Below are 25,275 nucleotides of genomic sequence, written 5' to 3' on the forward strand. Positions count from 1 at the left end.
ATGACAAGGGTTAAAGCGCTATGCAGACACAAATCAAAGTACGGGGTTTTCATCTTGATGTTTATCAACATGTTAATAACGCCCGCTATCTGGAGTTTCTTGAAGAGGCGCGCTGGGATGGCCTTGAGCATGAAGAAAGTTTTCAGTGGATGACGGCCAACAACATTGCTTTTGTTGTGGTAAACATCAACATCAATTATCGCCGTCCCGCCGTGCTGGGCGATCTGCTTACCGTAACCAGTGAAATGAAACAGCTTAACGGTAAAAGCGGCGTTCTGAGCCAGGTTATTACGCTTGAGCCAGAAGGGCAGGTGGTCGCCGACGCGTTAATCACTTTTGTCTGCATCGATCTCAAAACGCAAAAAGCGCTGCCGATTGAAGGCGAGCTGCGTGAAAAGCTGGAAAAATTAATAGTCTAATGGCTTAAAATATTTTCATGACGCCTGATGGCTTTTGGCTCCTCCGCCCGGTAGATAATCTGGTATTGCGAAGGCTGGTGTTCCCCGCGTAAGCGGGGGTCCCCCCTTGAAAATGACGCCAGCGCGTTTCGTTTTGGTATTCCCCGCCTGGGCGGGATAAACCGCAACAGAGCACATTATTAGCCTGTCGCCTGTCTGTTTCTTGCTTCATCTTCCATTCCAAAACTAATCACCCCCTGCCGTTCTGCTTATATTTTTTAACCACTTATACTTCAGGTTATGGACTCGTATAACCGGAGGTGCAATGCGGATTCACCATCTTAACTGCGGCTGTATGTGCCCGCTGGGCGGCAAACTTTATGACGGATTCAGCAAGGGCGCGCACGCGCACCTGATTTGCCACTGTCTGCTGGTAGAGACGGACCAGCATGGTCTGGTGCTGGTGGACACAGGCTTCGGGCTTGAAGATATGGCGGAGCCCTCCCATCGCCTGCCGTGGTTTTTCCGGGCAATGAACAATATTCAGTACCGTAAAGAGCTTACGGCTGCGTATCAGCTTGCGGCGCTGGGCTTTACGCCGGGTGATGTCCGCCATATTGTGCTTACGCATCTTGATTTCGACCATGCCGGCGGCCTGAGCGATTTCCCGAACGCTCAGGTGCATCTGATGCAGACTGAAATCGATACCGCCAGCGACCGCCGCGGCTGGCTGGCGCGCGAGCGTTATCGGCCCGGTCAGTGGGGTGCGATTTCAGGCTGGCACGGCTATCAGCCCCGAGGCGAAGCGTGGTTTGGTTTTGAGTCGGTGAGAGAGTTAAAAGGCCTGCCGCCGGAGATTTTGCTAATCCCACTACGTGGACATACGCAGGGGCACGCCGGGGTGGCGATAGATACGCCAGGCGGCTGGCTATTGCACGGCGGCGATGCGTGGTTTTTCCGCGAAGAAATGGCGCCCACTTATCACTGCACGCCGGGGTTGCGCTTTTACCAGACGATGATGCAGGAAGATAAAGACGCCCGGCTGAATAACCAGCGCCGCTTAAGGGCGCTGGCGACCGATGCTAACGCTGGCGTCACGCTGTTTTGCAGCCATGACGCCAAAGAGTTCGAGCGGTTGAAAGCGGGCGAAACGCGATTAGCGTAACCCCGTTTTCTGCTTGAGCGCGGCCATAACGCCCGCTTTGTCACCAAGATAACGGTTAAGGCCGTTGGCGCGCAGGTTGCAGGCGGCGCACTCGCCGCAGCCTTCGCCCTTGATGCCGTTATAACAGGTGAGGGTATCATGGCGTACCAGCTCGAGTTTGCCCCAGTAGTCCGCCAGCGCCCAGGTTTCCGCTTTATCCAGCCACATCAACGGCGTTTCAAAACGCACGTCCCGCGCCATGCCAAGGCTTACGGCATGGTTAAGCGCTTTGACAAATTCATCGCGGCAATCCGGGTAACCGGAAAAATCGGTCTCGCAAACGCCGGTTATTACCGCTTCCGCCTGTACCTGGTAGGCGTAAATGGCCGCGAGCGTCAGGAACAGAATGTTGCGGCCTGGCACAAAGGTGCTGGGAATGCCGCTCGCTTGCGGGTCGTAATCCGGCACCGGAATGCTGTCGCGGGTCAGGCTGCTCACCGCCAGTTCATTCAGCAGCGTGACGTCCAGCACTTTGTGCGCCCGTGCGCCCAGCCTGGACGCCAGTTCGCGGGCGATATCAATCTCGGCCCGATGGCGCTGGCCGTAATCAAACGTCACGCAATGAACTTCATCATACTGCTGGAGCGCCTGAATCAGGCAGGTGGTGGAGTCTTGTCCTCCGCTGAAGACAACAACGGCACGTTTCATAATCAACCCTGTGGTTCTTAATCGCAAAAACGGTATGGTAGCGCCGTAGCGCCATGCTAACCAGCTTCTTTGCCTTGCTCAGGCGGCGGCAGCCAGGCGCGGGTGAAATCAAACCAGCCGCGCGCGTTAAGCTCAACGCCGTTAATTCCCGGCGGCGCGCTTATCTGGTAGCGATAATTAAAGAGCGGCGTGATGATGCCTGCGGACATCATTTCATAAAACACGGCTTTCAGGGCGGCGTTACGGGTCTCGTCATCGGGATAGCGCTGTACGGAATCGAGTGTGGCGAACAGATGCTGCTGTTGCGCAAGCGTCAGCAAATTCGGCCAGAGCGCGTCGCAGCGCAACCACTGCTCCAGCGTATATTCCGGCGCTTCGCCGATAAGCCTGTCGCCCATCACCATATCCGCTTTCCCCAGTTCGCCGCAGCCGTCCCAGTTTTTGGCGTCGTGAAAATGGAGGATTAATTCGCAACCCAAAGAGGCCAGCTGTTCACGTAACTGCTGCGCCATAACATGCAACTCGACCGGCAAATGATAAAAGAGCGTCAGCCGGGGCGGCAGTTGCACCGATTGCGGCGGCCATTGCGGCAGTTCCCAGCCCGGCAGCATCTCGCGACTCGGCGTAATCAGCCCTTCATCCAGCGGCAGCGCGTCAATCATGCCGCTTTGATGGATAAGGCTGATAAGCCGCCGCGCCTGTGCGATGGAGAGACGTCCGGCCTGGCGTACGCCGAGGTAGCAAAAGCCGAGGCTGATGCTGTTGCTGACCGGACGCAGATGGGCCAGCTCTTCTTCCTGGCCAAGGGCTATCTGCACCGGATGGCGACAGCTGGTGCCGAGCGCGCGGTCAAAAAGCTGCGGCGTTATCCAGTATTCCACCGCCTTCAGCAACGGATGTTGCAGATGGTAAAACTCGTGGCTTTCCAGCCGCACCAGCTCAGGCGTAAAAGCCGTGAGCCGAAACGGGCCGCAGCCTGTTTGATTATCATCCGGGTGCGCGAGAAAACTGCAGTAGCTGGCGAGCCGCCAGGGAAGCCAGTAATCGGGCCTGAAGAGCGTGAAGCGCAAACACCGGGCGTGGGGCGAGTCGACCGTTTTAACGCTTGAGAAAAGCTGGCGCAGCGCGGGCAGCGTCAGGAGATGGGTAAAGCTTGTAAGCAGCTGCGCCGTTTCGACCGGCTTGCCGTCATGCCAGTGCAGGGTGGAGCGAAGATAAAAACGCCAGGTCAGGCCGTCGGGGGAAACCTCCCAGTGGTGCGCCAGGTCGCCGTGCGGACGAAGGCTTGCCGCCTCAAAGCGCGTCAGCCCGGCAAAAATCTGGCTTGCCAGATGTTGCTCGGCGCGTCCTGGCAAAAAGCCGGGCGTTAGCGGCTCCAGCGGACGGTAATAGGGAATGCGCAGGGTTGGCGTGTCGTTCTGCCACTGGCCGCCCAGAAACGGCGTCAGCAGATGACGCAACTGCTCCGGCGCCAGCTGCGCAAGCGCAAGGGCGTTGTGATGTTCCCCCAGGCGTAACACCTTTTCCATCATCCCCGCACGCACGCTTTGCGGGCTAACCAGAAAGGTTAGCGTGCCTCTTTTTCCCCGTCCTGACTGCGCCTGCCACGTCAGCCAGCCTGCCTCTTCAAGTTGACGCAGCAGAGAGCGGGCGTGGCGCTCGCTGCAAAAGCAGCGCGCCGCTAGTTCCGCCACGGTGGTCTGTTGAGGCGAGCCCGCTGAAGGCTGCCAGAGACGTTGAAATTGGTTTAATCGATTGAGCAGTCGCATACAAAACCCGGAACAGTTTCTGGCAAGTATTCACTATTAGTTCCGTATATACCAGGCGATACTTTTCGGCATGCAATCAGCTTCACACAGGAGATAACCATGGCGAAACTCGCGGCCTTTGATATGGACGGCACGCTGCTGATGCCGGACCATCGGCTGGGCGAAAAGACTATTAGCACGTTGCGCCGCCTGAGGGAGCGGGACATTGCGCTGGCCTTTGCGACCGGCAGGCACGTCATGGAGATGCGACCCCTTCTCGGCCAGTTTTCTCTGGAAGCGTTTTTGATAACCGGCAACGGCACCCGCATTCATACCCTGGAAGGGGAACTGCTGCACAGCCAGGATCTGGCGCCCGGTGTGGCGGAAACGGTGCTGCACAGCCACTGGGATACACAGGCGAGCATTCACGTCTTTAATGATGACGGCTGGCTGACCGACCGCGATATGCCGGAACTGCTCGTCGCGCACCGCTATAGCGGTTTTCGTTATCAACTGGTGGATCTCAAACGGATCCCGGCGCACCGGGTGACGAAGATCTGCTTCTGCGGCGATCATGACGATCTGTGTCGCCTGCGCGTTCAGCTTAACGAGGCGCTGGGAAACAACGCGCACCTGTGCTTTTCCGCCACAGATTGTCTGGAAGTGCTGCCGCCGGGATGCAATAAGGGCGCAGCGCTGGCCGTGCTGAGCCAGCATCTGGGTTATACGCTGGCGGAATGCATGGCGTTCGGCGACGCCATGAACGATCGCGAGATGCTCTCACTGGTCGGGCATGGGCTGATTATGGGCAACGCCATGCCGCAGCTGATAGCGGATTTACCCCACCTGCCGGTGATAGGTCACTGTAGCCGACAGGCGGTTTCACACTATTTAACACATTGGCTGGATACACCACACCTTACTTATTCCCCCGAATGATGAGGATTTCCAGCAAGCCGGGCTAGCCCGGCTTTTTTTCTTCCAGCAGCGAGGCCAGCGCCGCCTGATACGGCGCCAGGTCGCCGATGTTTTTCGCCACCCATTCCGGCTGGTAATAGGTATCGAGATAGCGCTCCCCGCTGTCGCATAGCAGGGTGACAATTGCCCCCTGGCGGCCTTCGTCGCGCATGCGCGCCGCCAGCTGCAACGCGCCCCACATATTGGTGCCGGTGGAGGCGCCCACTTTGCGGCCAAGCTGCGTCTCCAGCCACTGCATGGCGGCGACGCTCGCGGCGTCCGGCACGCGCAACATCTCATCCACGACGTCCGGAATAAAAGAAGGCTCCACGCGCGGGCGGCCGATGCCTTCAATCTTACTCCCCACGCCGCTTCGCAACGTGTTGTCGCGGGTGTGCCAGTAATCCATAAACACCGAGTTTTGCGGGTCTACTACCATCAGCTTCGTGTCGTGTCCCTGGTAGCGCAGGTAACGGCCAAGCGTTGCGGAAGTGCCGCCCGTGCCTGCGCTCATCACAATGTACGCCGGCACCGGATGCGGCTCATGGCGCATCTGGCGAAAAATGCTGTCGGCGATATTGTTGTTGCCTCGCCAGTCGGTGGCGCGCTCGGCGTAGGTAAACTGGTCCATATAATGGCCGCCGAGCTCGCGCGCCAGCGTCTCGGACGCATCGTAAATTTCGCAGGCGCTTTGCACGAAGTGGCAGCGGCCGCCGTAAAACGCTATCTGCTCAACTTTGCGCTTCGCCGTACAGGCGGGCATGACTGCGATAAAAGGCAACCCCAGCAGCCGGGCAAACCAGGCTTCTGAAACAGCGGTCGACCCCGAGGAGGCTTCAATAATCGGCGTGCCTTCTTTTATCCAGCCGTTGCTTAAGGCGTAGAGAAAAAGAGAGCGGGCGAGGCGGTGCTTCAGGCTGCCGGTCGGGTGAGTGCTTTCATCTTTCAGATAGAGGTAAATGCCCGGAAAGGCGGGCAGCGGCAGGCGCAGCAGGTGCGTATCCGCAGAACGCTGGTTATCAGCGTTGATTTCAGTAATGGCGTGGCGTACCCAGGAGCTGGTCATGCGCGTGATCCGTTTGTCAATTTGTGCTTAGAGTAACGAAGATCGCGGGGAAAAACGTTGCCATTTCACCTACAGGCGGCTTGAATAAGAGAAAATTATTCTCCTGGTGGCCGCTATGTTAGATAAAATTGACCGCAAGCTCCTTGCGTTGCTGCAAAGTGACTGCACCCGCTCTTTGCAGGCGCTCGCCGATGCCGTTAATCTGACAACAACCCCCTGCTGGAAACGGCTCCGGCGTCTGGAAGAAGAAGGTTATGTCACGGGTAAAGTGGCGCTGCTGGACCCGGAAAAGCTCGGCCTCGGCCTGACGGCGTTTATGCTTATCAAAACCCAGCACCATAACCGCGAGTGGTATAGCCACTTCGTCTCGGTGGTCAGCGGCATGCCTGAGGTGCTGGGCTTCTGGCGCATGGCGGGGGAGTACGACTACCTGATGCAGGTTCAGGTAGCGGATATGAAGCGGTATGACGAGTTTTACAAGCGACTGGTGAACCAGGTGCCGGGCTTTTCCGAGGTCACTTCGAGTTTCGCCATGGAGCAGATAAAATACACCACAGCCCTGCCGGTGGAGGCGTAGCCTTTAGCGGCCACCTATACTCCATCCCTGCGCTTATCGTCATTAAAGACAATCAGGACAAACGTTTTGCGATTATTTGCTCAGTTAAGCTGGTACTTCGGCCGGGAGTGGCGACGCTATCTCGGCGCCGTAGCCCTGCTTATCATTATCGCCGTTTTGCAACTCGTGCCGCCAAAACTGGTGGGCGTTATTGTGGACGGCGTCACCCAACGCCACTACACCGCCGGGCAGATTTTACTGTGGATAGGCGTCATGGTGGCGATTGCGATTGTGGTTTATCTGCTGCGCTACGTCTGGCGCGTGCTGCTGTTCGGCGCGTCTTATCAGCTTGCCGTTGAGCTGCGCCGCGATTTTTATCGCCAGCTCAGCCGCCAGCATCCTGAGTTCTACTTACGCCACCGCACCGGCGATTTAATGGCGCGAGCCACCAACGACGTCGACCGCGTGGTCTTTGCCGCGGGCGAAGGGGTATTAACGCTGGTGGATTCGCTGGTGATGGGCTGCGCGGTGCTGATAGTCATGAGCACGCAAATAAGCTGGCAGCTTACGCTGCTGGCATTGCTGCCGATGCCAGTGATGGCCATTGTCATTAAGCGCTACGGCGACCAGCTGCACCACCGCTTCAAGGCGGCGCAGGCGGCGTTTTCAACGCTTAACGATCGCACTCAGGAGAGCATGACCAGCATCCGCATGATCAAGGCGTTCGGGCTGGAGGACCGTCAGTCGGCGCTGTTCGCCGAAGACGCGCGGGAGACGGGGCAGAAGAACCTGCGGGTGGCGCGTGTGGATGCCCGCTTCGACCCGACTATTTACATCGCCATCGGCATGGCGAACCTGCTGGCTATCGGCGGCGGCAGCTGGATGGTGATGAACGGCACGCTGACGCTCGGCCAGCTCACCAGCTTCACGATGTATCTGGGCCTGATGATCTGGCCGATGCTGGCGCTGGCCTGGATGTTTAACATCGTCGAGCGCGGCAGCGCGGCGTACAGCCGCATTCGCGCCATGCTTGCTGAGGCGCCTGTCGTTCACGACGGCGACGAAAGCGCGCCGCCGGGACGCGGCGAGCTGCGCGTGGCTATCCGCGCCTTCCGTTATCCTGGCGTTACCCAGCCGACGCTGCAAAACCTCAACGTCGCCCTGAAGCCGGGGCAGATGTTAGGGTTGTGCGGGCCGACCGGCGCGGGGAAAAGCACCGTGTTAACGCTGATACAGCGCCATTTCGATGTTGATGAAGGGGAGATTCGCTTTCATGACATCCCGCTGCCTCGTTTGAAGCTGGATGACTGGCGCGCCCGGCTGGCCGTTGTGAACCAGACGCCGTTCCTCTTCTCTGACACGGTGGCGAACAATATCGCCCTCGGCAAGCCTGAAGCCACGCAGCAGGAGATTGAGCATGTGGCGAAACTCGCCTGCGTGCACGAAGATATTCTGCGCCTGCCGCAGGGGTACGACACCGAAGTGGGCGAGCGCGGCGTGATGCTCTCCGGCGGGCAGAAGCAGCGTATCTCCATTGCCCGCGCTCTGCTGCTGAACGCAGAGATGCTGATTCTGGATGACGCGCTTTCGGCGGTAGATGGGCGCACGGAACACCAGATCCTGCACAACCTGCGCCAGTGGGGAGAAGACCGTACGGTTATCATCAGCGCCCATCGCCTTTCGGCGCTGACCGAAGCGAGCGAAATTCTGGTGCTGCAGCACGGTCATGTAGCCCAGCGGGGTCAGCATGAACAGCTGGCGAGCCAGCCGGGCTGGTATCGCGATATGTACCGCTATCAGCAGCTTGAAGCGGCGCTGGACGACGCGCCGGAAGAGAACCAACAGGAGGCGATGAATGCGTAATTTTGGTCAGCTGTGGCCGACGCTAAAACGCCTGCTGGCGTATGGCAAGCCCTGGCGTAAACCGCTTTCGATGGCGGTGGTTATGCTGTGGGTTGCCGCCGCCGCGGAAGTCAGCGGCCCGGCGCTCATCAGCTACTTTATTGACAACCTCGTCGCGCAGCATCGTATGCCGCTTGCGCTGGTCAGCGGGCTGGCGGCGGTTTATCTCCTGCTGCAACTGCTCGCCGCCGGGCTGCACTACTGGCAGTCGCTGCTGTTTAACGAAGCGGCCGTGGGCGTGGTGCAGCAGCTTCGCACCGATGCGATGGACGCCGCGCTGCGCCAGCCGCTCGGCGCCTTCGACACCCAGCCGGTAGGGCAGCTTATCTCCCGCGTGACCAACGACACCGAAGTTATCCGCGATCTCTACGTCACCGTTGTCGCAACGGTATTGCGCAGCGCGGCGCTGGTGGGCGCGATGCTGGTGGCCATGTTCAGCCTCGACTGGCGGATGGCGCTGGTGGCTATCACCATCTTTCCGGCGGTGCTGATTGTAATGCTGATTTATCAGCGCTACAGCACCCCCATTGTGCGCCGGGTGCGCGCTTATCTCGCAGATATCAACGACGGCTTTAACGAAGTGATCAACGGCATGAGCGTCATCCAGCAGTTTCGCCAGCAGGCGCGCTTTGGCGAACGGATGAATGAAGCGAGCCATTCGCACTATCTGGCGCGCATGCAGACGCTGCGCCTGGATGGTTTCCTGCTGCGTCCGCTGTTAAGCCTCTTTTCCGCGCTGGTGCTCTGCGGGTTGCTGATGCTGTTCGGCTTTACGTCAGTTGGCACGATAGAGGTTGGGGTGCTGTACGCCTTTATTAGCTATCTTGGACGCCTTAACGAACCGCTTATCGAGCTCACCACCCAGCAGTCGATGCTGCAACAGGCGGTGGTGGCGGGCGAGCGCGTCTTCGAGCTGATGGACAGGCCGCGCCAGAACTACGGCGATGACGATCGGCCGCTGCAAAGCGGATCGATCGACGTCGATAATGTTTCGTTCGCTTATCGCGACGATCGTCTGGTTTTGCAGGATATCGACCTGCGCGTTCCGTCGCGTCATTTCGTTGCGCTGGTGGGCCATACCGGCAGCGGTAAAAGCACGCTCGCGAACCTGCTGATGGGATATTACCCGCTGACGCGCGGCGAAATTCGCCTCGACGGGCGGCCGCTCCAGAGCCTGAGCCATGGCGCGCTGCGCAAGGGGGTGGCGATGGTGCAGCAGGACCCGGTGGTGCTGGCGGATTCGTTTTTCGCCAACGTCACCCTCGGGCGCGACATCAGCGAAGAACAGGTCTGGCAGGCGCTGGAGACGGTGCAACTGGCGGAGCTGGCGCGCGGCATGGCGCAGGGTATCCACACCCGTCTTGGCGAACAGGGCAATAACCTCTCTGTCGGCCAGAAACAGCTGCTGGCGATGGCCCGCGTGCTGGTCGATACGCCGCAAATTTTGATCCTCGATGAAGCGACGGCCAATATCGACTCCGGCACCGAGCAGGCGATTCAACAGGCGCTGGCGGCTATCCGTGAACACACCACGCTTGTGGTCATCGCGCATCGTCTTTCCACCATTGTGGAAGCGGATACGATCATGGTGCTTCACCGCGGCCAGGCCGTTGAACGCGGCACGCATCAGGAACTGCTCGCCGCGAAAGGGCGCTACTGGCAGATGTATCAGCTTCAGTTGGCAGGCGAAGAGCTGGAAGCGAGCGAGCGGGAAGAGTCGCTTATCGCCTGATGCACTATAATTACGCACCGCGCCAGCCGCTCGCTTTGCTGGTGCAAAAATGCAACGCACCCTGCACCAGCATGGTGCGTTTTTGCTTTCCAGGAACAATCTGAATCCCGGTCACACTTTTTTCTTACTCATTCACTCCATGAATGCCCGCTTGCCGGGCGCAAAATCTCCCGCTTTTTCATTCCTGGCACGCCGCTTGCTTTAACAAAGTTGTTAGCTGCGGCCATTACCCAATTCGACTGGAGGGGATTTATGAAGCTGGTTACCGTGGTAATCAAACCATTCAAACTGGAAGACGTGCGCGAGGCGCTTTCTTCAATTGGCATTCAGGGGCTGACGGTAACCGAGGTGAAAGGCTTTGGTCGCCAGAAGGGCCACGCCGAGTTATACCGCGGTGCCGAATACAGCGTTAACTTCCTGCCGAAAGTGAAGATTGACGTTGCTATTGCAGACGACCAACTTGATGAAGTGATTGATGTCATTAGTAAAGCTGCCTATACCGGCAAAATTGGCGACGGCAAAATTTTCGTTGCCGAGCTGCAACGCGTGATTCGTATTCGTACCGGCGAAGCCGACGAAGCGGCACTGTAACTGGCCAACCGTGACAGGAATGGAAAAGATGAAACACACAGCACTGAAATCTGGCCTCGGCCTGCTTTCGCTTCTGCCCGGCCTTGCCATGGCCGCTCCGGCGGTGGCGGACAAAGCGGACAACGCTTTTATGATGATCTGCACCGCACTGGTGCTCTTTATGACCGTACCTGGCCTGGCGCTCTTTTATGGCGGCCTGCTGCGCGGTAAAAACGTGCTCTCCATGCTGACGCAGATCTCCGTGACTTTCGCGCTGGTCTGCATTCTCTGGGTGGTTTACGGCTACTCGCTGGCGTTTGGCTCCGGCGGCAGCTTCTTCGGTAACCTTAACTGGATCCTGCTGAAGGGTATTAACATCACCGATCTCATGGGCAGCTTCTACCAGTACATCCACGTGGCGTTCCAGGGTTCGTTCGCCTGTATTACCGTGGGGCTGATTGTCGGCGCGCTGGCTGAGCGCATTCGCTTCTCCGCCGTGCTTATTTTCGTGGTGGTATGGCTGACGCTCTCCTACGTGCCTATCGCCCACATGGTGTGGGGCGGCGGCCTGCTGGGTTCTCATGGCGCGCTGGATTTCGCAGGTGGCACCGTTGTGCACATTAACGCCGCGGTGGCGGGCCTGGTAGGCGCTTACCTGGTGGGTAAACGCGTGGGCTTTGGCAAAGAAGCGTTCAAACCGCATAACCTGCCGATGGTCTTTATCGGCACGGCGATCCTTTACTTTGGCTGGTTTGGCTTCAACGCCGGCTCCGCCAGTGCGGCGAATGAAATCGCCGGTCTGGCGTTCCTGAACACCGTTGTGGCGACAGCCGCTGCCATTCTCGCCTGGGTCTTCGGTGAATGGGCGCTGCGCGGCAAGCCTTCTCTGCTGGGCGCCTGCTCCGGCGCTATCGCGGGTCTGGTAGGCGTGACTCCGGCTTGCGGCTACATCGGCGTCGGCGGTTCTCTGATTGTCGGCATCGCGGCGGGTCTGGCGGGTCTGTGGGGCGTCACCATGCTGAAACGCTGGCTGCGCGTTGATGACCCGTGCGACGTCTTCGGCGTGCATGGCGTGTGCGGCATCGTGGGCTGCATCCTGACCGGCGTGTTCGCAGCAAGCTCGCTGGGTGGCGTGGGTTACGCAGAAGGCGTGACCATGGGTCACCAGGTGCTGGTGCAGCTGGAAAGTATTGCGGTTACCGTGGTCTGGTCCGGCGTGGTGGCGTTCATCGGCTACAAACTGGCGGATATGACGGTTGGTCTGCGCGTACCGGAAGACCAGGAGCGCGAAGGTCTGGACGTCAACAGCCACGGCGAGAATGCCTACAACGCCTGAGTAGAGCATCTCTCCTGTTAAAACCTCCCGCGTGCGGGAGGTTTTTTATTTTCAGGGGAGAGGTAAAACCAGTGGCGCAGCGTCTTTCCGGTGGCGTTTCGCATATTCAGCCAGCAAACGGCGCGCCTGAACGTCAGGGCGGCCCGCCGTCACGGCTTACTTAACCGCGCTTCCTCATCACCCCTTCCTGCACAGAAGAGGCGACCAGTTTGCCGTCCATGCTCCAGAATTCGCCGCGCACAAAGCCGCGCGCGCTGGAGGCGGAGGTGCTCTCCACGCTGTAGAGCAGCCACTCGTTCATGTCGAACGGACGGTGGAACCACATGGAGTGGTCGATAGTCGCCACCTGCATGCCTGGCTCCAGGAAGCCCACGCCGTGCGGCTGCAGCGCCACTACCAGGAAGTTAAAGTCGGAGGCGTAGCCCAGCAGCGACTGGTGCACGCGGAAATCGTCCGGCATCGCCCCGTTAGCGCGGATCCACACCTGGCGCGTCGGCTCCGCCACGTGTCCTTTCAGCGGGTTATGAAACTCCACCGGGCGAATTTCGAGCGGCTTATCGCTAAGGAACTTCTCTTTCACCTGCGGTGGCAGGAACTTTTCCAGCGCCCGGGCGATATCGGTTTCCGATTTCAGCCCTTCGGGCGACGGCGCGGCAGGCATCGTTTTTTGATGCTCGAAACCCGCTTCCGGCGCCTGGAACGAGGCGGTCATGTAAAAAATAGGTTTGCCGTTTTGGATAGCCGCTACGCGCCGGGCGCTGAAGCTGTTGCCATCGCGCAGCACTTCAACGTCATACACAATCGGCTTCTGACTGTCGCCCGGGCGCAGGAAATAGCTGTGGAAAGAGTGCACCAGACGTTCTGCCGGCACGGTCTCTTTAGCAGCGTAAAGCGCCTGCCCGACGACCTGGCCGCCAAAGACCTGCCGCAGACCTAAATCTTCGCTCTGGCCGCGAAACAGCCCCTCTTCAATTTTTTCCAGATTCAACAATGCCAGTAGGTTGCTCAGCGCCTGACTCATAACGGGTCCTCAACAGCAAAAGAAAGCACAGCGGTGCCGGGAAAGTAACGAGAGTATAACGTAGAACCACAACTGGTCCGAGGGGTGGAATTATCTTAATGGCGGCCCATTACCAGGCGAAAATCAGTGACCTGTGCCACACTTAGCACGACAAGCAAGTTCTGACCACTCACTTCTGGTGAGTTATCGCGCTCACTGGTGCATTGAAAATAAGGAGAACGCAATGAAACTCGTGCACATGTTAAGTGGTTTAGCGGTTGCGGTTGCTCTGGCGGGTTGCGCAAAGGATAAAAGCGCGGACATAGCGGTTCCGGCGCCGAATCCGAACACCGCTGGCGTGGCGACACAGCCGGTTATTAAACAGCCTAACGTCTCCGGTACGGTCTGGGTCCGTCAGAAAGTGGCGCTGCCGCCGGATGCCGTGCTGACCGTAACGCTCGCCGACGCCTCGCAGTCTGACGCGCCTTCCCGTGTTATCGCGCAAAAAGCGGTACGTACCGAAGGCAAGCAGGCGCCATTCAGCTTCGTATTGCCGTTTAACCCGGCCGACGTACAGCCGAATGCCCGCATTCTGCTGAGCGCCGCCATCACCATCGACAACAAGATTGTTTTGGTAACTGACCAGGTTAAACCAGCAGTAACCCAGGGCGGCACTAAAATCGACCTGAACCTGGTACCGGTGCAGCAGACCGCGATCCCGTTACAGGAAGGCGGCGGTGCGGCGACAACGGTGCCGAGCACGTCGCCAACGCAGGTTAACCCTTCGTCAGCGGTTCCGGCTCCCACGCAGTTCTGAGTTGAACATTAACGCCTCTTCGGAGGCGTTTTTAATAGCGCCAGCGGTAGCGGGCGAGGTCTATCTGTCCGCTGCCGGAGACCTGAACCCCTTCCGACAGCAGCGCCTGCCGCTGACGCTGTAAATCGGGCCCGGTAAGCGAAATCGCGCCGTGGCGATTCACGACCCGATGCCAGGGCAACTGGCTGCCTTCCGGTAATCTTTTCAGCACGCCGCCCACCTGCCGCGCCGCTCGCGGCGAGCCCGCAAGCCTTGCCACTTCGCCATAGGTCGTCACGCATCCCTCAGGAATGGCCGCGACAATCTGATAAACGCGCATCGGGAAACTGTCCAGGTTATCCATCATTCGCACTCCGTGAGATGAGACAGTAAGGATAGTGAGGAGTGGGGGAGGAGGGAAGGCTTAACCGCTTGTTTTTACATACATGAATGTACCGTTATTTGGCGACACTACTCACAGTTCGATTTCAGAATAAAAAGAATAATTTATTCATGAAACAGCACATGGATGAATTAAATGGATTTTTATTCTTACTGGGGAAAAGCCGCTCACGGGCTGGAGCATAAAGGCGATGACTATCACCTTCTGTGCTGGCATTCGCTGGATGTGGCGGCATGTGGCTACGTAATGGTGATGGAGAACCGGTTTAACGCCGCCGGGATATTCGCCGCGCTGGGCATAACAGAGCGTCAAACGGCGGCGGAATTCTTCGCCTGGCTGCTTTGCTGGCACGACATCGGCAAGTTTGCGCGTCTGTTTCAGCAAAAATATACCCATGAAGCGCTCGCTCATGGCCAGCGCGACGTCAGCGAAAATCGGCATCATCACACCGTGACGGGCATGTGGTTGTGGCAATATCACCTTAGCGAGACTGTTGCCGCAAGCGTTGTCAGCCCGCTCTCTCTGCGTCTGCGCAAACGCGTGCTCGAACGCTGGATGCCGGTGGTGATTGGGCACCACGGCCTGCCGATATCAAGCGAAAACTGCCATAACGATTTTTTGCCTGAAGATATAGAAGCCGCGCAAGCCTTTGCGCGGGCGGTGAATACACTCTTTCCGTCCGTTACGCTGCCGCAAACGTGGAGCGAAGCGGGCTGGCGAGATCAATTTTTACCGCTGAGCTGGCTGGTTTCGGCGCTGGTGGTGCTGGCGGACTGGGCTGGCTCCGGCAATCATTTTTTCCCGTGGTCGGCTGGTAAAATGCCGCTCGAAAGCTACTGGGCGCGCGCTGTCAACCAGGCGAAAAACGCGCTGCGTCTGTTGCCGCCAGCCAGCGACGTCGCGCCGTTTGAAGGCATCGCTACCCTTTTTCCTTTTATTACCGATCCAACGCCGCTTCAGCAAAAAGCGCTGGAGCTCGATATCAACACGCCCGGCCCGCGGCTTATCATTCTTGAAGATGTCACCGGCGCCGGGAAAACCGAAGCGGCGCTGGTGCTGGCGCATCGGCTGATGGCGGCCGGTCATGCCCGTGGGTTGTATATTGGACTGCCGACGATGGCGACGGCGAACGCGATGTATGCGCGGATGGAGCGCGCCTGGCTGCGGCTCTACCGCGAGGGCAGCCATCCAAGCCTTGCGCTGGCGCACAGCGCGCGCAGACTATCGGCAAATTTTAACGCGTCCATCTGGGCCCGCGAGCTGTTAGCGAATGAGTCTGGCGATGAAGTCGCCTCGTTCGAAGGCTGCGCCGCCTGGTTTGCCGAGTCGCCCAAAAAGGCGCTGCTGGCGGAGACTGGCGTCGGTACGCTTGATCAGGCGCTGATGGCAGTCATGTCGTTTAAGCATCAGAATCTGCGCCTGCTGGGCCTGAGCGACAAAATCCTGATAGCCGATGAGATCCACTCTTACGACGCTTATATGTCGCACCTTCTGGAAAAGCTGGTTGAAGTCCAGGCCGCCAGCGGCAACGCCACGATTTTGCTCTCCGCCACGCTCTCGCAGACCCAGCGAGACCGTCTGGCTACCGCGTTTTACAGAGGGTTAAATATGCCCTGTGAGCCGGTGCGCCCTGGGCTCGATGATTATCCGTGGGTAACGCACCTTCACGCGCAGGGCAGTGGCGGACATCGCGTTGCTACGCGCCCTCAGGTGCAACGGCGCGTCAGCATCGGCTGGGTGGAAGACGAAGCCGCCTGCCTCAATAAAATAGAAAAGGTCGTGGGGGAAGGGAGTTGTATTGGCTGGATACGTAATTCGGTTGACGACGCGGTGCGCAGTTACCGGGAGCTAATTCGCAACGGAAATATTCCCGAAGAAAATATTATTTTGTTCCATAGTCGTTTCGCTTTTACGGATCGTGCTGCTACGGAAATAAAAACGCTGGCATGGTTTGGTAAAGAAAATGCCGACCATCGCGACGGAAAAGTAATAATAGCTACTCAGGTGATTGAACAATCTTTAGATATTGACCTGGATTATTTAATTAGCGATCTGGCGCCGGTGGATCTGTTAATTCAGCGCGCCGGGCGAATGCAGCGGCACATTCGCGATGGTCACGGAAACATTAAATTAACCGGTGTGGATGAAAGGCCCGCGCCGCGCCTCGATATTCTGGCGCCGCCGTGGCAGGCGCAGCCAGATGAAAAGTGGTTAACCTCCGCGATGCGCAACACCAGCTACGTTTATCCGGCGCATTCACGGCTGTGGCTAACCCAGCGCGTGCTGCGCGAGCAGGGCGAAATACGCATGCCGGAAGCGGCGCGTTTATTAATTGAGGCCGTTTATGGCGAGGAAAGCGAAGTGCCGGAAGGCATGAAACTTTCTGAAGAAAAAGCAATGGCCGACTATTACAGTCAGCGTGCGATTGCCGCCAATTTTGAAATTTACCTTGAAGGCGGATATGACCCGAATAGCGCAAAACAATGGGGGCCTGAAGTTTCTACGCGCCTCGGTGAACTCACCGTCGATATCTGGCTGGCGTACAGCACACCTGAGGGCATTAAGCCCTATGCGCAGGGGGATAACCCATGGGAGATGAGCGCGTTGCGGGTGCGTAAAAGCTGGTGGGATAAGCACAAAACCGCCTTTACGCTGCTGGCTGGCGAGGCGCTGGAACGCTGGCGCATTACGCAGCGTAAAAAAGAGGCGGTGGTCATTTTGCTGCCGGGTGGGTATTCACCTAAAGAAGGTCTGACAGGTGTTGAGTAATGCCAGTAAAGCCCCGCTGTCGCGGGGAACGAATACCAAGTGTTCTTATTGTGGGTTTATCCCGGAATCAGGGAACCTGCACATTCTATCGGATGTTATTTTCTAAACTATTTATCTATTCCTAATTGCTCTTTCTATCAAAGAGTTCTTATTGTCATTGAAAATTTGAGGGTTATGATTGTCTACCTCTTTAGGGGTATCTGTTTGGCGGGTTAATTTTTTCCCTGAGATATTGATGAATCTTATTTTTCGTTTTGCTCATATCAGAAAGTGGGCGTGTAAGCTTCGTATATTTACGAGGCTGGAGTTGACAGTGGTGCTCATGTTTTCCTTTGTCGTAAATAATATCTAACGGACTGCGAGGCCACGGACGGCCTGTATATCAAGGAGGTTAAATGCATTTCAATTTGCTCACCACAAAATGGCTACCCGTTATTTACCGCGATGGCGGCCATGGAAAAATCGCGCCGATGGAACTGGCCGATGAAAATATTATGGAGCTGGTTTTACCCCGCCCCGACTTTCAGGGCGCCGCCTGGCAGTTTCTGCTCGGCGTGCTGCAAACCGCACTGGCGCCGAAGGACAAGGAAGGCTGGGAGGATATCTGGGAAGAGGGGTTAACAACCGGGATGATCCGCAATGCCCTCACGCCGCTAGAGCCGCTGTTTGAATTCGGGCCTGGCACGCCCTCGTTTATGCAGGATTTCGAACCGCTTGATGGCGAAAGCGTCTCGCTGGCGCTGCTGCTGCCGGAAACGCCCGGCGCCCAGACGCTGAGGCTGAATAAAGACCACTTTATTAAGCGTGGTGTGACGGAGAAGCTTTGCCCGCACTGTGCCGCGCTGGCGCTCTTTTCACTGCAATTAAATGCGCCTTCAGGCGGCAAAGGCTACCGCACCGGGCTGCGCGGCGGTGGGCCGATGACCACGCTGCTGGAATTGCACCGCTATAACGGCGAGCCCGCGCCGCTGTGGCGCAGGCTGTGGCTCAACGTAATGCCGCAGCGTGAAAGCCATATGCCGCTGCCCGCAAACTATGACGCCTGCGTATTTCCCTGGCTTGCGCCGACCCGCACCAGCGAAAAGGCGAGCGATATCGTGACCCCGGAACAGGCCGACGCGCTTCAGGCATTCTGGGGCATGCCGCGCCGTATCCGTATTGATTTTTCCGCCACGCAGCAGGGCGCCTGCGATCTCTGTGGTGAACCGGGCGACGCGTTGTTAACGGCGATGACAGTAAAAAACTACGGCATCAACTACGTCGGCTGGGTACATCCGCTTACGCCGCATCGCGTTCCTAAAAAAGAGGGCGGGGAGATGTTCTCACTGAAAGCGCAGCCGGGCGGTCTGCTCTGGCGCGACTGGCTGGGATTGATGATGGAGAGCGAAAGCGAAAATAATTACGAGCAGCCCGCCAGCATTATCAAAATTCGCCAGCAAAAGCGGCTGGAAGGCGCGCAAACCGGCCTGTGGTGCTTTGGTTATGACTTCGACAACATGAAGGCCCGCTGCTGGTACGAGCATCATTTACCTTTTCTACAGACCCCCGAAGAGAAATTGCCATTTATCCGCCAGACGCTGAGCGACGCCGCCCGTTTTGCGACCCGAATGCTCAGCCTGTTGCGCAGCGCTCTGAAAGAAGCCTGGTACGGCGAGAATGCCACCGTGCGCGGTGATTTCAGTTTTATTGACATCGATTTCTGGCAGCAGACGCAGCCGCGGTTTCTGGCGCTGGTCGAGGCGGTGAAAGCCGACGAGACGGGCGACAACCGCGCGCTGCTCAGCGCCTGGAACAGCGACATCTGGCGCTTTACGCGCCACTACTTCGACGATCGCGCCCTGACCAATCCGCAAGAGCGCACAGAATTCTCAGACATCATGAAAGCGCGCAAGAAATTTTTCACGCAGACGAAAGTTAAGCCTGGCGGGAAAGGCGCGCGGGCTAAAAAAACGCAGGAGGCAAATTAAGTGAGCATGTTATCGCAGGCGCACCGCGAATCGCTGCTGAAGTGGCATTCGCTGATTAATGAGCAACAGGGACGACGATTGCGCGCCAGCTTGCGGCGCAGCCATACGCTTTCCGACGTCTGGCTCAGCGAAGGGTTTAGAGTATTGGTTGCACGTCTCCCCTCGCTCTGGAACGTACCGGGGCGCGAGTGGCGTTTTTGCGCGCTCGGCATTGTCGCAGCACTGGCCGCACACGTTAAAACCATTGAAACACGTCAGCCTTTCGCCGCGCAGCTCGGGCAAACCAATGGCAATAACCCGGTGATGTCTGAACTGCGCTTTCGGCGGCTGAGCCAGGCGCGAACCCAGGAAGAACTGTTCCGCCAGCTGCGTCGCGCGGTGCAGTTGCTTGGCGGCACGGTCAATCTGCCCGATCTCGCCGAAGGCGTGTTTCGCTGGTGCGCGGAAGAAGACGCGCACGCGCGCCACGCGGCGCAAAAGCGCACTCCAACCGAATACATTCGCGTGCGCTGGGCGCTCGACTATTACATGGCGGGCGCCCCGTCAGACGCTCCGGATGCCGTCGATACCACTTTACCGGCCGATATGGCCGCCACTCAGGAATAAGGAACATTCGCTATGACCACATTTATTCAGCTTCATCTGTTAACCGCCTACCCAGCCGCCAACCTGAACCGCGACGACACCGGCGCGCCGAAAACCGTTACTATCGGCGGCGCGTCGCGCCTGCGTATTTCTTCGCAAAGCCTCAAGCGCGCCTGGCGTACGTCCGCGCTGTTTGAGGAGGCGCTGGCTGGACATATCGGCACCCGCACCGCGCGTATTGGCCGCGAGGCGGCGGAAATTATGCTGGATGGCGGCGTTTCGCAGCCAAAAGCCATTGAGTGGGGCGGCGCTATCGCCGGTTGCTTTGGCAAGGTGAAAAACGAGAAAGACAAGACAAAAATCGATAAAGATCCGCTTATCAATACCGAGACTGAACAGCTGGCGCATATCAGCCCGCTTGAGATGCAGGCAGTGCAGGCGCTGGCCCGCATGCTGGCAGAAGAAAAACGCGCTCCGGCGCCGGATGAACTTTCCTTCCTGCGTAAAGACGCCATGGCCGTCGATATCGCGCTGTTTGGCCGCATGCTCGCTTCAACGCCGGAGTATAACATCGAGGCTGCATGTCAAGTGGCCCACGCATTCGGCGTGGGCGAGACCCTGATGGAGGACGATTTCTTCACGGCTGTTGACGATCTGCGTCAGGCATCGGCGCAGGATGCAGGCGCAGGCCATATCGGCGAGCTCGGTTTTGGTTCGGCGCTGTTTTACACCTATATATGTATCGACCGCGATCGCCTGCTGGAAAACCTTAACGGCGACGAACAGCTGCTGGCGAAAACGCTGCGCGCGCTTGGCGAATGTACGCTGAAAATCTCCCCGACCGGCAAGCAAAACAGCTTCGCCTCCCGCGCATACGCCAGCTGGGCGCTGGCGGAAAAAAGCAAAGAGCAGCCGCGCTCGCTGGCCGCCGCGTTCTGGGAGCCGGTGACCGGCAATAACCAACTGGAAGAGGCGGTGCGCCGCATCACGACGCTTCGCGACAACATGAATAAAGTCTATGGGAGCGAAAAAACGCCGTGCGCGACCTTATGCGGCGTGAAAGGCGAAGGTTCCGTCGCGCAACTGCTGGATTTTATCAGCGCTTAAGGGGCGACCATGAACCGCTATCTTATTTTCCAGCTCCAGGGGGCAATGGCCTCCTGGGGGGAGATTGCCGTTGGCGAAGTGCGGCATACGCGCGCGCTGCCGGGGCGTTCGGCGCTGCTGGGGCTGCTTGCCGCCGCCCTCGGCATCCGGCGCGATGATGACGCGGCGCTGAACATGCTTAATCAGCATTATCAGTTTATCGTCTGCGCCGGGAAGTCTACCGTCTGGGCGCGGGATTACCATACGGTTCAGGTGCCGCGCGAGGCGCGCAAGGTCCGTTATTTCACCCGCAAAGACGAACTGCGTGACAAGCTCGTGCTCGAAACCACGCTTTCCCGCCGCGACTACTACACCGACGGCTACTGGCTGGTTGCGGTGGCGGCAACCCCTGGCGCGCCTTACACGCTGGAGGCGTTACAGGCGGCTTTGCTGGCGCCTGTGTTTCCGCTCTGTCTCGGCCGTAAAAGCCACCCGCTCGGGCTGCCGCTCTGGCCGCAGCTGTGCGAAGGCGAGGCGGCGTCGGTGCTGCGCGAGGCGCTGGCGCGCTACGGCGCCGCGTTAGGTGAGCTTTGTCCGGCGCTAAAACAACTTGCGCAGTTTCATCCGCAGATCTGGTGGGAGGGCGACCACGACGGACTTAAGGCTGACGAACTCCAGACCTGGCGTGACCAGCCGCAGAGCCGCAGGCGCTGGGATTTCGATACCCGAACCGTAAAACAAGGACGACTGACGCAGGAGGCGCCATGTACCTCTCAAAAATAATGCTCCCCACCGCCAGGCTTACCCCTGAAAGGCTGATGGAGATGATGGCGCGCGGCGAGTACGTCATGCACCAGTGGCTGTGGGAGCTTTTCCCTGGCGGGGCGCAGCGGCAGTATCTTTATCGCCGTGAAGCGCTGCAGGAGGGGTTCTGTTTTTACCTGCTTTCCGCCACCGCGCCGCAGGTTGATCATCCGCTTTTTGATGTGCAGACGCGGCCCTTCGCTCCGTCTGTTGAGGAGGGCATCACGCTGCGTTTCACGCTGCGGGCGAACCCGGTGATAACCCGCAACGGTAAGCGGCACGACGTGTTGATGAACGCTAAACGCGAATGGCGGCGCGGCGAGGGCGATAACGCGCTCTGGGCCAGTCAGGAACAGGCGGCGCTGGCGTGGCTTGTCGCGCAGGGCGAGCAAAGCGGCTTTTGTGTTGAACAGGCAAACGTTGCGGCTTACCGACAGCAGCAGATCGTCAAATCCCGTGGGGAGCTTATTCAGTTCAGCAGCGTGGATTTTGAAGGCGTGCTGCGCGTGACCCAGCCAGCGTTCTTCCTGGAACGGATGGCGCTAGGGTTCGGCAAATGTCGCGCCTTTGGCTGCGGCCTGATGCTCATCAAACCGGATCGGCGGGAATGAGCTTCGTTCCGTTAAACCCTGTTCCGCTTAAGGATCGCACCTCCCTGATTTTTCTTCAGTACGGTCAGCTCGACGTACTGGACGGCGCCTTTGTGCTGGTCGACAAAACCGGGATACGTACCCATGTGCCGGTGGGTTCGGTCGCCTGCATTATGCTGGAGCCGGGAACGCGTATTTCTCACGCGGCGGTGCGGCTGGCTTCGCAGGTAGGCACATTGCTGGTGTGGGTGGGCGAAGCGGGCGTTCGGCTTTACGCTTCAGGCCAGCCCGGCGGGGCGCGGGCGGACAAGCTGCTTTACCAGGCGAAGCTTGCGCTGGATGAGACCTTGCGGCTAAAGGTGGTGCGCAAAATGTATGAGCTGCGCTTTGGCGAGCCACCGCCCGCGCGGCGTTCGGTTGAGCAACTGCGCGGTATTGAAGGCGCGAGGGTGCGCCAGACCTACGCTCTGTTGGCAAAGCGCTACGGCGTGAAGTGGAACGGACGCCGGTACGATCCAAAGGCGTGGGAGAAAGGCGATGTGGTTAATCAATGCATCAGCGCAGCCACCTCTTGCCTCTATGGCATTACGGAAGCGGCGGTGCTGGCGGCGGGTTACGCCCCGGCAATAGGTTTTATTCACAGCGGCAAACCGCTCTCTTTTGTTTATGACATTGCAGACATCATCAAGTTTGAAGCTGTGGTGCCGAAAGCGTTTGAGATCGCCGCTCGTCATCCCGATCAGCCGGATCGTGAAGTGCGTCTGGCTTGTCGCGATATTTTCCGCAGTGAAAAGCTTACCGGCAAATTGATCCCGCTTATTGAAGAGGTGTTGTCGGCAGGTGAAATTGAACCGCCGCAGCCTGCCGCCGATATGCTTCCACCCGCTATTCCGGAAGCGGAATCGCTGGCGGAAGCCGGGTTCAGGAGTCGTTAATGAGCATGCTGGTTGTGGTGACGGAAAGCGTGCCGCCCCGGTTGCGTGGAAGGCTCGCCGTCTGGCTGCTTGAGCTGCGCGCCGGGGTTTACGTTGGCGATGTTTCTCGTCGCGTTCGCGAGATGATCTGGCACCAGATTACGGAACTGGCGGAAGCGGGAAATGTGGTGATGGCCTGGGCGACAAATAACGAATCGGGTTTTGATTTTCAAACTTACGGGGCTAACCGACGTGTGCCGGTAGATCTCGATGGCCTGCGGCTGGTTTCTTTTTTACCTCAGGAAAATCAGTAGGTTATTTGCTCTTTAATAATATGGAGATGTAATTAAAAGGTTGGTAGATTGTTGTCTGTCAAAAAAGACGATAAAAAACAATTGTATAGTTTAAGTGTGTTCCCCGCGCCAGCGGGGATAAACCGTATAAATATTGACTTTGCGTCATCTACCGGATGTGTTCCCCGCGCCAGCGGGGATAAACCGCGAGGAAATTTTACAGGACGAAGACAGAGATAGTGTTCCCCGCGCCAGCGGGGATAAACCGGTTTCGAACCGCCAATCTGTTTCTAATATGGTGTGTTCCCCGCGCCAGCGGGGATAAACCGCGTTCTATCAGACAGTGGCAGGTTCTTTAGACGTGTTCCCCGCGCCAGCGGGGATAAACCGCGTCGGTGGCTGGGGTTCCTTTGAGCGCATAAGTGTTCCCCGCGCCAGCGGGGATAAACCGACGTCTGCACTAACGTATAACTACGTTAAAAAGTGTTCCCCGCGCCAGCGGGGATAAACCGTGTGCATTGTGGGCGACTCAAAAGCGAAGTTAGTGTTCCCCGCGCCAGCGGGGATAAACCGCGCGAAGCTCTTCTTGAGGCTCTGAATGACGCGTGTTCCCCGCGCCAGCGGGGATAAACCGGAGGGCGACCGCTTCCAGCTTGCGACAGATTCGTGTTCCCCGCGCCAGCGGGGATAAACCGCGCGCCGCAATCTCGCGGCAGGTTGATTTTCCGTGTTCCCCGCGCCAGCGGGGATAAACCGGGCGTGATTATCGGGATAGACCCCGGTTGCAGGTGTTCCCCGCGCCAGCGGGGATAAACCGGCTGCTGGCGGTTTAATAAGGGCCTGGGTTGGGTGTTCCCCGCGCCAGCGGGGATAAACCGAGCGCTACGTAAAAAAATCCGGCGACCACATGGTGTTCCCCGCGCCAGCGGGGATAAACCGGATACAGCCCCTCTGTAAAATCATACTACGGAGTGTTCCCCGCGCCAGCGGGGATAAACCGAGAACAGACGTCGAACTGGAGCTACGCGAGGCGTGTTCCCCGCGCCAGCGGGGATAAACCGCCGCCGTTGGGGTGCTGCTGCTCCAGGTACGCGTGTTCCCCGCGCCAGCGGGGATAAACCGGAGAGAGTCCACGCCGAAGCGCTGGAAATGAAGTGTTCCCCGCGCCAGCGGGGATAAACCGGTCAAATCCCAAAACCCCACCAATGCACAAAAGTGTTCCCCGCGCCAGCGGGGATAAACCGGAGATAAGCGAGATAATAAAAATCTTCTGGATGTGTTCCCCGCGCCAGCGGGGATAAACCGATGGTTGTAATTCCAGTGGTTAGCCGCGCCGCGTGTTCCCCGCGCCAGCGGGGATAAACCGGCAACCGTATGCACCGATATAGCAACGATCTTGTGTTCCCCGCGCCAGCGGGGATAAACCGTCTGTTAGGGTTGCGCCAATAGGGGCGCGTAGGTGTTCCCCGCGCCAGCGGGGATAAACCGCCGCAGCCGCATGGCAAAGAGCCAGAGGTTCGGTGTTCCCCGCGCCAGCGGGGATAAACCGTCCACGCCGAGCCACGCAGCAAGCCCACACGCGTGTTCCCCGCGCCAGCGGGGATAAACCGGTTATTCCGCGGGTAATGACTTCTTCCTGCGCGTGTTCCCCGCGCCAGCGGGGATAAACCGGATGGTCTGGCAGCGAGCCAGAAAAAATGAAGGTGTTCCCCGCGCCAGCGGGGATAAACCGCTGCCCCATGTGGCGTACGGGTGGCTGGCAAGGTGTTCCCCGCGCCAGCGGGGATAAACCGCCCCCTGAATGATCAGATGCACAGCGCTTTACGTGTTCCCCGCGCCAGCGGGGATAAACCGTGTGGTTTGCCAAGGTGATTGCCGACTTTGAAGTGTTCCCCGCGCCAGCGGGGATAAACCGCGCGTCGCATTCGCGGATCGGAATACCACGGAGTGT

The 25,275-nt window shown here is 58.4% G+C and carries 22 protein-coding genes and 1 CRISPR repeat array (1 of these 23 cut by a window edge); of the genes, 17 read left to right on the top strand and 5 right to left on the bottom strand.

Annotated features, from left to right (window positions below; genetic code table 11):
- Positions 1–20: 20 nt before the first annotated feature.
- Both IEX01_RS01125 and IEX01_RS01130 read left to right on the top strand, forming a co-directional pair.
- Positions 21–419 (top strand): YbgC/FadM family acyl-CoA thioesterase, encoded by a 399-nt coding sequence (locus IEX01_RS01125; protein WP_024557435.1) that lies wholly within the window; start codon positions 21–23, stop codon positions 417–419.
- A gap of 304 nt (positions 420–723) precedes the next feature.
- Positions 724–1,563 carry an MBL fold metallo-hydrolase gene (locus IEX01_RS01130; RefSeq protein ID WP_024557434.1) on the top strand — a complete coding sequence of 280 codons (840 nt, stop codon included), beginning with the start codon at positions 724–726 and terminating at the stop codon, positions 1,561–1,563.
- Here IEX01_RS01130 and queC read toward each other — a convergent pair.
- A complete protein-coding gene (gene queC / locus IEX01_RS01135; protein ID WP_188723122.1) occupies positions 1,555–2,250 on the bottom strand; it encodes a 7-cyano-7-deazaguanine synthase QueC in 696 nt (231 codons plus the stop codon). The genes IEX01_RS01130 and queC overlap by 9 nt on opposite strands.
- A gap of 56 nt (positions 2,251–2,306) precedes the next feature.
- Complete coding sequence (locus IEX01_RS01140; protein WP_188723123.1) at positions 2,307–4,019, bottom strand: SgrR family transcriptional regulator; 1,713 nt, start codon at positions 4,017–4,019, stop codon at positions 2,307–2,309.
- A 99-nt stretch (positions 4,020–4,118) separates the two neighbouring features.
- Here IEX01_RS01140 and cof point away from each other — a divergent pair, with 99 nt between their 5' ends.
- On the top strand, positions 4,119–4,937 hold the full coding sequence (gene cof / locus IEX01_RS01145; protein ID WP_188723124.1) for an HMP-PP phosphatase: 819 nt from the start codon (positions 4,119–4,121) through the stop codon (positions 4,935–4,937).
- A gap of 22 nt (positions 4,938–4,959) precedes the next feature.
- On the opposite strand, the gene IEX01_RS01150 is transcribed toward cof, so the two are convergent.
- Complete coding sequence (locus tag IEX01_RS01150) at positions 4,960–6,021, bottom strand: PLP-dependent cysteine synthase family protein (RefSeq protein WP_024557430.1); 1,062 nt, start codon at positions 6,019–6,021, stop codon at positions 4,960–4,962.
- A gap of 115 nt (positions 6,022–6,136) precedes the next feature.
- Here IEX01_RS01150 and IEX01_RS01155 point away from each other — a divergent pair, with 115 nt between their 5' ends.
- The 5 genes from IEX01_RS01155 (at position 6,137) to amtB (ending at position 12,117) form a co-directional block, all read left to right on the top strand.
- The gene (locus IEX01_RS01155; protein ID WP_024557429.1) at positions 6,137–6,598 is read left to right on the top strand and encodes an Lrp/AsnC family transcriptional regulator; all 462 of its coding nucleotides are present in this window, start codon (positions 6,137–6,139) and stop codon (positions 6,596–6,598) included.
- A 66-nt stretch (positions 6,599–6,664) separates the two neighbouring features.
- Positions 6,665–8,440, top strand: coding sequence for a SmdA family multidrug ABC transporter permease/ATP-binding protein (locus IEX01_RS01160; RefSeq protein WP_029592091.1), 1,776 nt, complete (start codon positions 6,665–6,667; stop codon positions 8,438–8,440).
- The gene (locus IEX01_RS01165) at positions 8,433–10,211 is read left to right on the top strand and encodes a SmdB family multidrug efflux ABC transporter permease/ATP-binding protein (RefSeq protein WP_188723125.1); all 1,779 of its coding nucleotides are present in this window, start codon (positions 8,433–8,435) and stop codon (positions 10,209–10,211) included. Before IEX01_RS01160 ends, IEX01_RS01165 begins: the two co-directional genes overlap by 8 nt.
- Positions 10,212–10,463: 252 nt before the next feature.
- Positions 10,464–10,802 carry a P-II family nitrogen regulator gene (gene glnK, locus IEX01_RS01170; RefSeq protein ID WP_002891893.1) on the top strand — a complete coding sequence of 113 codons (339 nt, stop codon included), beginning with the start codon at positions 10,464–10,466 and terminating at the stop codon, positions 10,800–10,802.
- Between the two features lie 28 nt (positions 10,803–10,830).
- Positions 10,831–12,117, top strand: coding sequence for an ammonium transporter AmtB (gene amtB / locus IEX01_RS01175; protein ID WP_024557426.1), 1,287 nt, complete (start codon positions 10,831–10,833; stop codon positions 12,115–12,117).
- Positions 12,118–12,277: 160 nt separating this feature from the next.
- Here amtB and tesB read toward each other — a convergent pair whose 3' ends face one another.
- Positions 12,278–13,138: an acyl-CoA thioesterase II gene (gene tesB, locus IEX01_RS01180; RefSeq protein WP_024561510.1), complete on the bottom strand. Its 861-nt coding sequence runs from the start codon at positions 13,136–13,138 to the stop codon at positions 12,278–12,280.
- Between the two features lie 223 nt (positions 13,139–13,361).
- Between tesB and IEX01_RS01185 the strand changes: the two genes are divergently transcribed.
- Positions 13,362–13,934, top strand: coding sequence for a YbaY family lipoprotein (locus IEX01_RS01185; RefSeq protein WP_024557424.1), 573 nt, complete (start codon positions 13,362–13,364; stop codon positions 13,932–13,934).
- 31 nt (positions 13,935–13,965) lie between these two features.
- Here IEX01_RS01185 and IEX01_RS01190 read toward each other — a convergent pair whose 3' ends face one another.
- Positions 13,966–14,277, bottom strand: a complete 312-nt coding sequence (locus IEX01_RS01190; protein ID WP_188723718.1) for an MGMT family protein — start codon at positions 14,275–14,277, stop codon at positions 13,966–13,968.
- A 174-nt stretch (positions 14,278–14,451) separates the two neighbouring features.
- Here IEX01_RS01190 and cas3 point away from each other — a divergent pair, with 174 nt between their 5' ends.
- From cas3 to cas2e, 8 genes are all read left to right on the top strand, one after another.
- Positions 14,452–17,085, top strand: coding sequence for a CRISPR-associated helicase Cas3' (gene cas3 / locus IEX01_RS01195; RefSeq protein WP_188723126.1), 2,634 nt, complete (start codon positions 14,452–14,454; stop codon positions 17,083–17,085).
- A 395-nt stretch (positions 17,086–17,480) separates the two neighbouring features.
- Positions 17,481–19,052 carry a type I-E CRISPR-associated protein Cse1/CasA gene (gene casA, locus IEX01_RS01200; protein WP_188723127.1) on the top strand — a complete coding sequence of 524 codons (1,572 nt, stop codon included), beginning with the start codon at positions 17,481–17,483 and terminating at the stop codon, positions 19,050–19,052.
- On the top strand, positions 19,053–19,658 hold the full coding sequence (gene casB / locus IEX01_RS01205) for a type I-E CRISPR-associated protein Cse2/CasB (RefSeq protein ID WP_188723128.1): 606 nt from the start codon (positions 19,053–19,055) through the stop codon (positions 19,656–19,658).
- A 12-nt stretch (positions 19,659–19,670) separates the two neighbouring features.
- A complete protein-coding gene (cas7e, locus tag IEX01_RS01210) occupies positions 19,671–20,744 on the top strand; it encodes a type I-E CRISPR-associated protein Cas7/Cse4/CasC (RefSeq protein WP_188723129.1) in 1,074 nt (357 codons plus the stop codon).
- Positions 20,745–20,753: 9 nt separating this feature from the next.
- Complete coding sequence (gene cas5e / locus IEX01_RS01215) at positions 20,754–21,506, top strand: type I-E CRISPR-associated protein Cas5/CasD (RefSeq protein WP_188723130.1); 753 nt, start codon at positions 20,754–20,756, stop codon at positions 21,504–21,506.
- On the top strand, positions 21,488–22,138 hold the full coding sequence (gene cas6e / locus IEX01_RS01220; protein ID WP_188723131.1) for a type I-E CRISPR-associated protein Cas6/Cse3/CasE: 651 nt from the start codon (positions 21,488–21,490) through the stop codon (positions 22,136–22,138). Before cas5e ends, cas6e begins: the two co-directional genes overlap by 19 nt.
- Positions 22,135–23,052: a type I-E CRISPR-associated endonuclease Cas1e gene (gene cas1e / locus IEX01_RS01225; RefSeq protein ID WP_188723132.1), complete on the top strand. Its 918-nt coding sequence runs from the start codon at positions 22,135–22,137 to the stop codon at positions 23,050–23,052. Before cas6e ends, cas1e begins: the two co-directional genes overlap by 4 nt.
- Entirely contained in the window at positions 23,052–23,345 is a 294-nt protein-coding gene (gene cas2e / locus IEX01_RS01230; protein WP_188723133.1) for a type I-E CRISPR-associated endoribonuclease Cas2e, read from the top strand. Before cas1e ends, cas2e begins: the two co-directional genes overlap by 1 nt.
- Positions 23,346–23,441: 96 nt before the next feature.
- Positions 23,442–25,275: a CRISPR direct-repeat array (repeat unit 29 nt; unit sequence GTGTTCCCCGCGCCAGCGGGGATAAACCG); it runs 1,123 nt beyond the window's last position.

Origin of the sequence: Franconibacter daqui (assembly GCF_014644275.1) — a bacterium.
GTDB lineage: Bacteria > Pseudomonadota > Gammaproteobacteria > Enterobacterales > Enterobacteriaceae > Franconibacter > Franconibacter pulveris.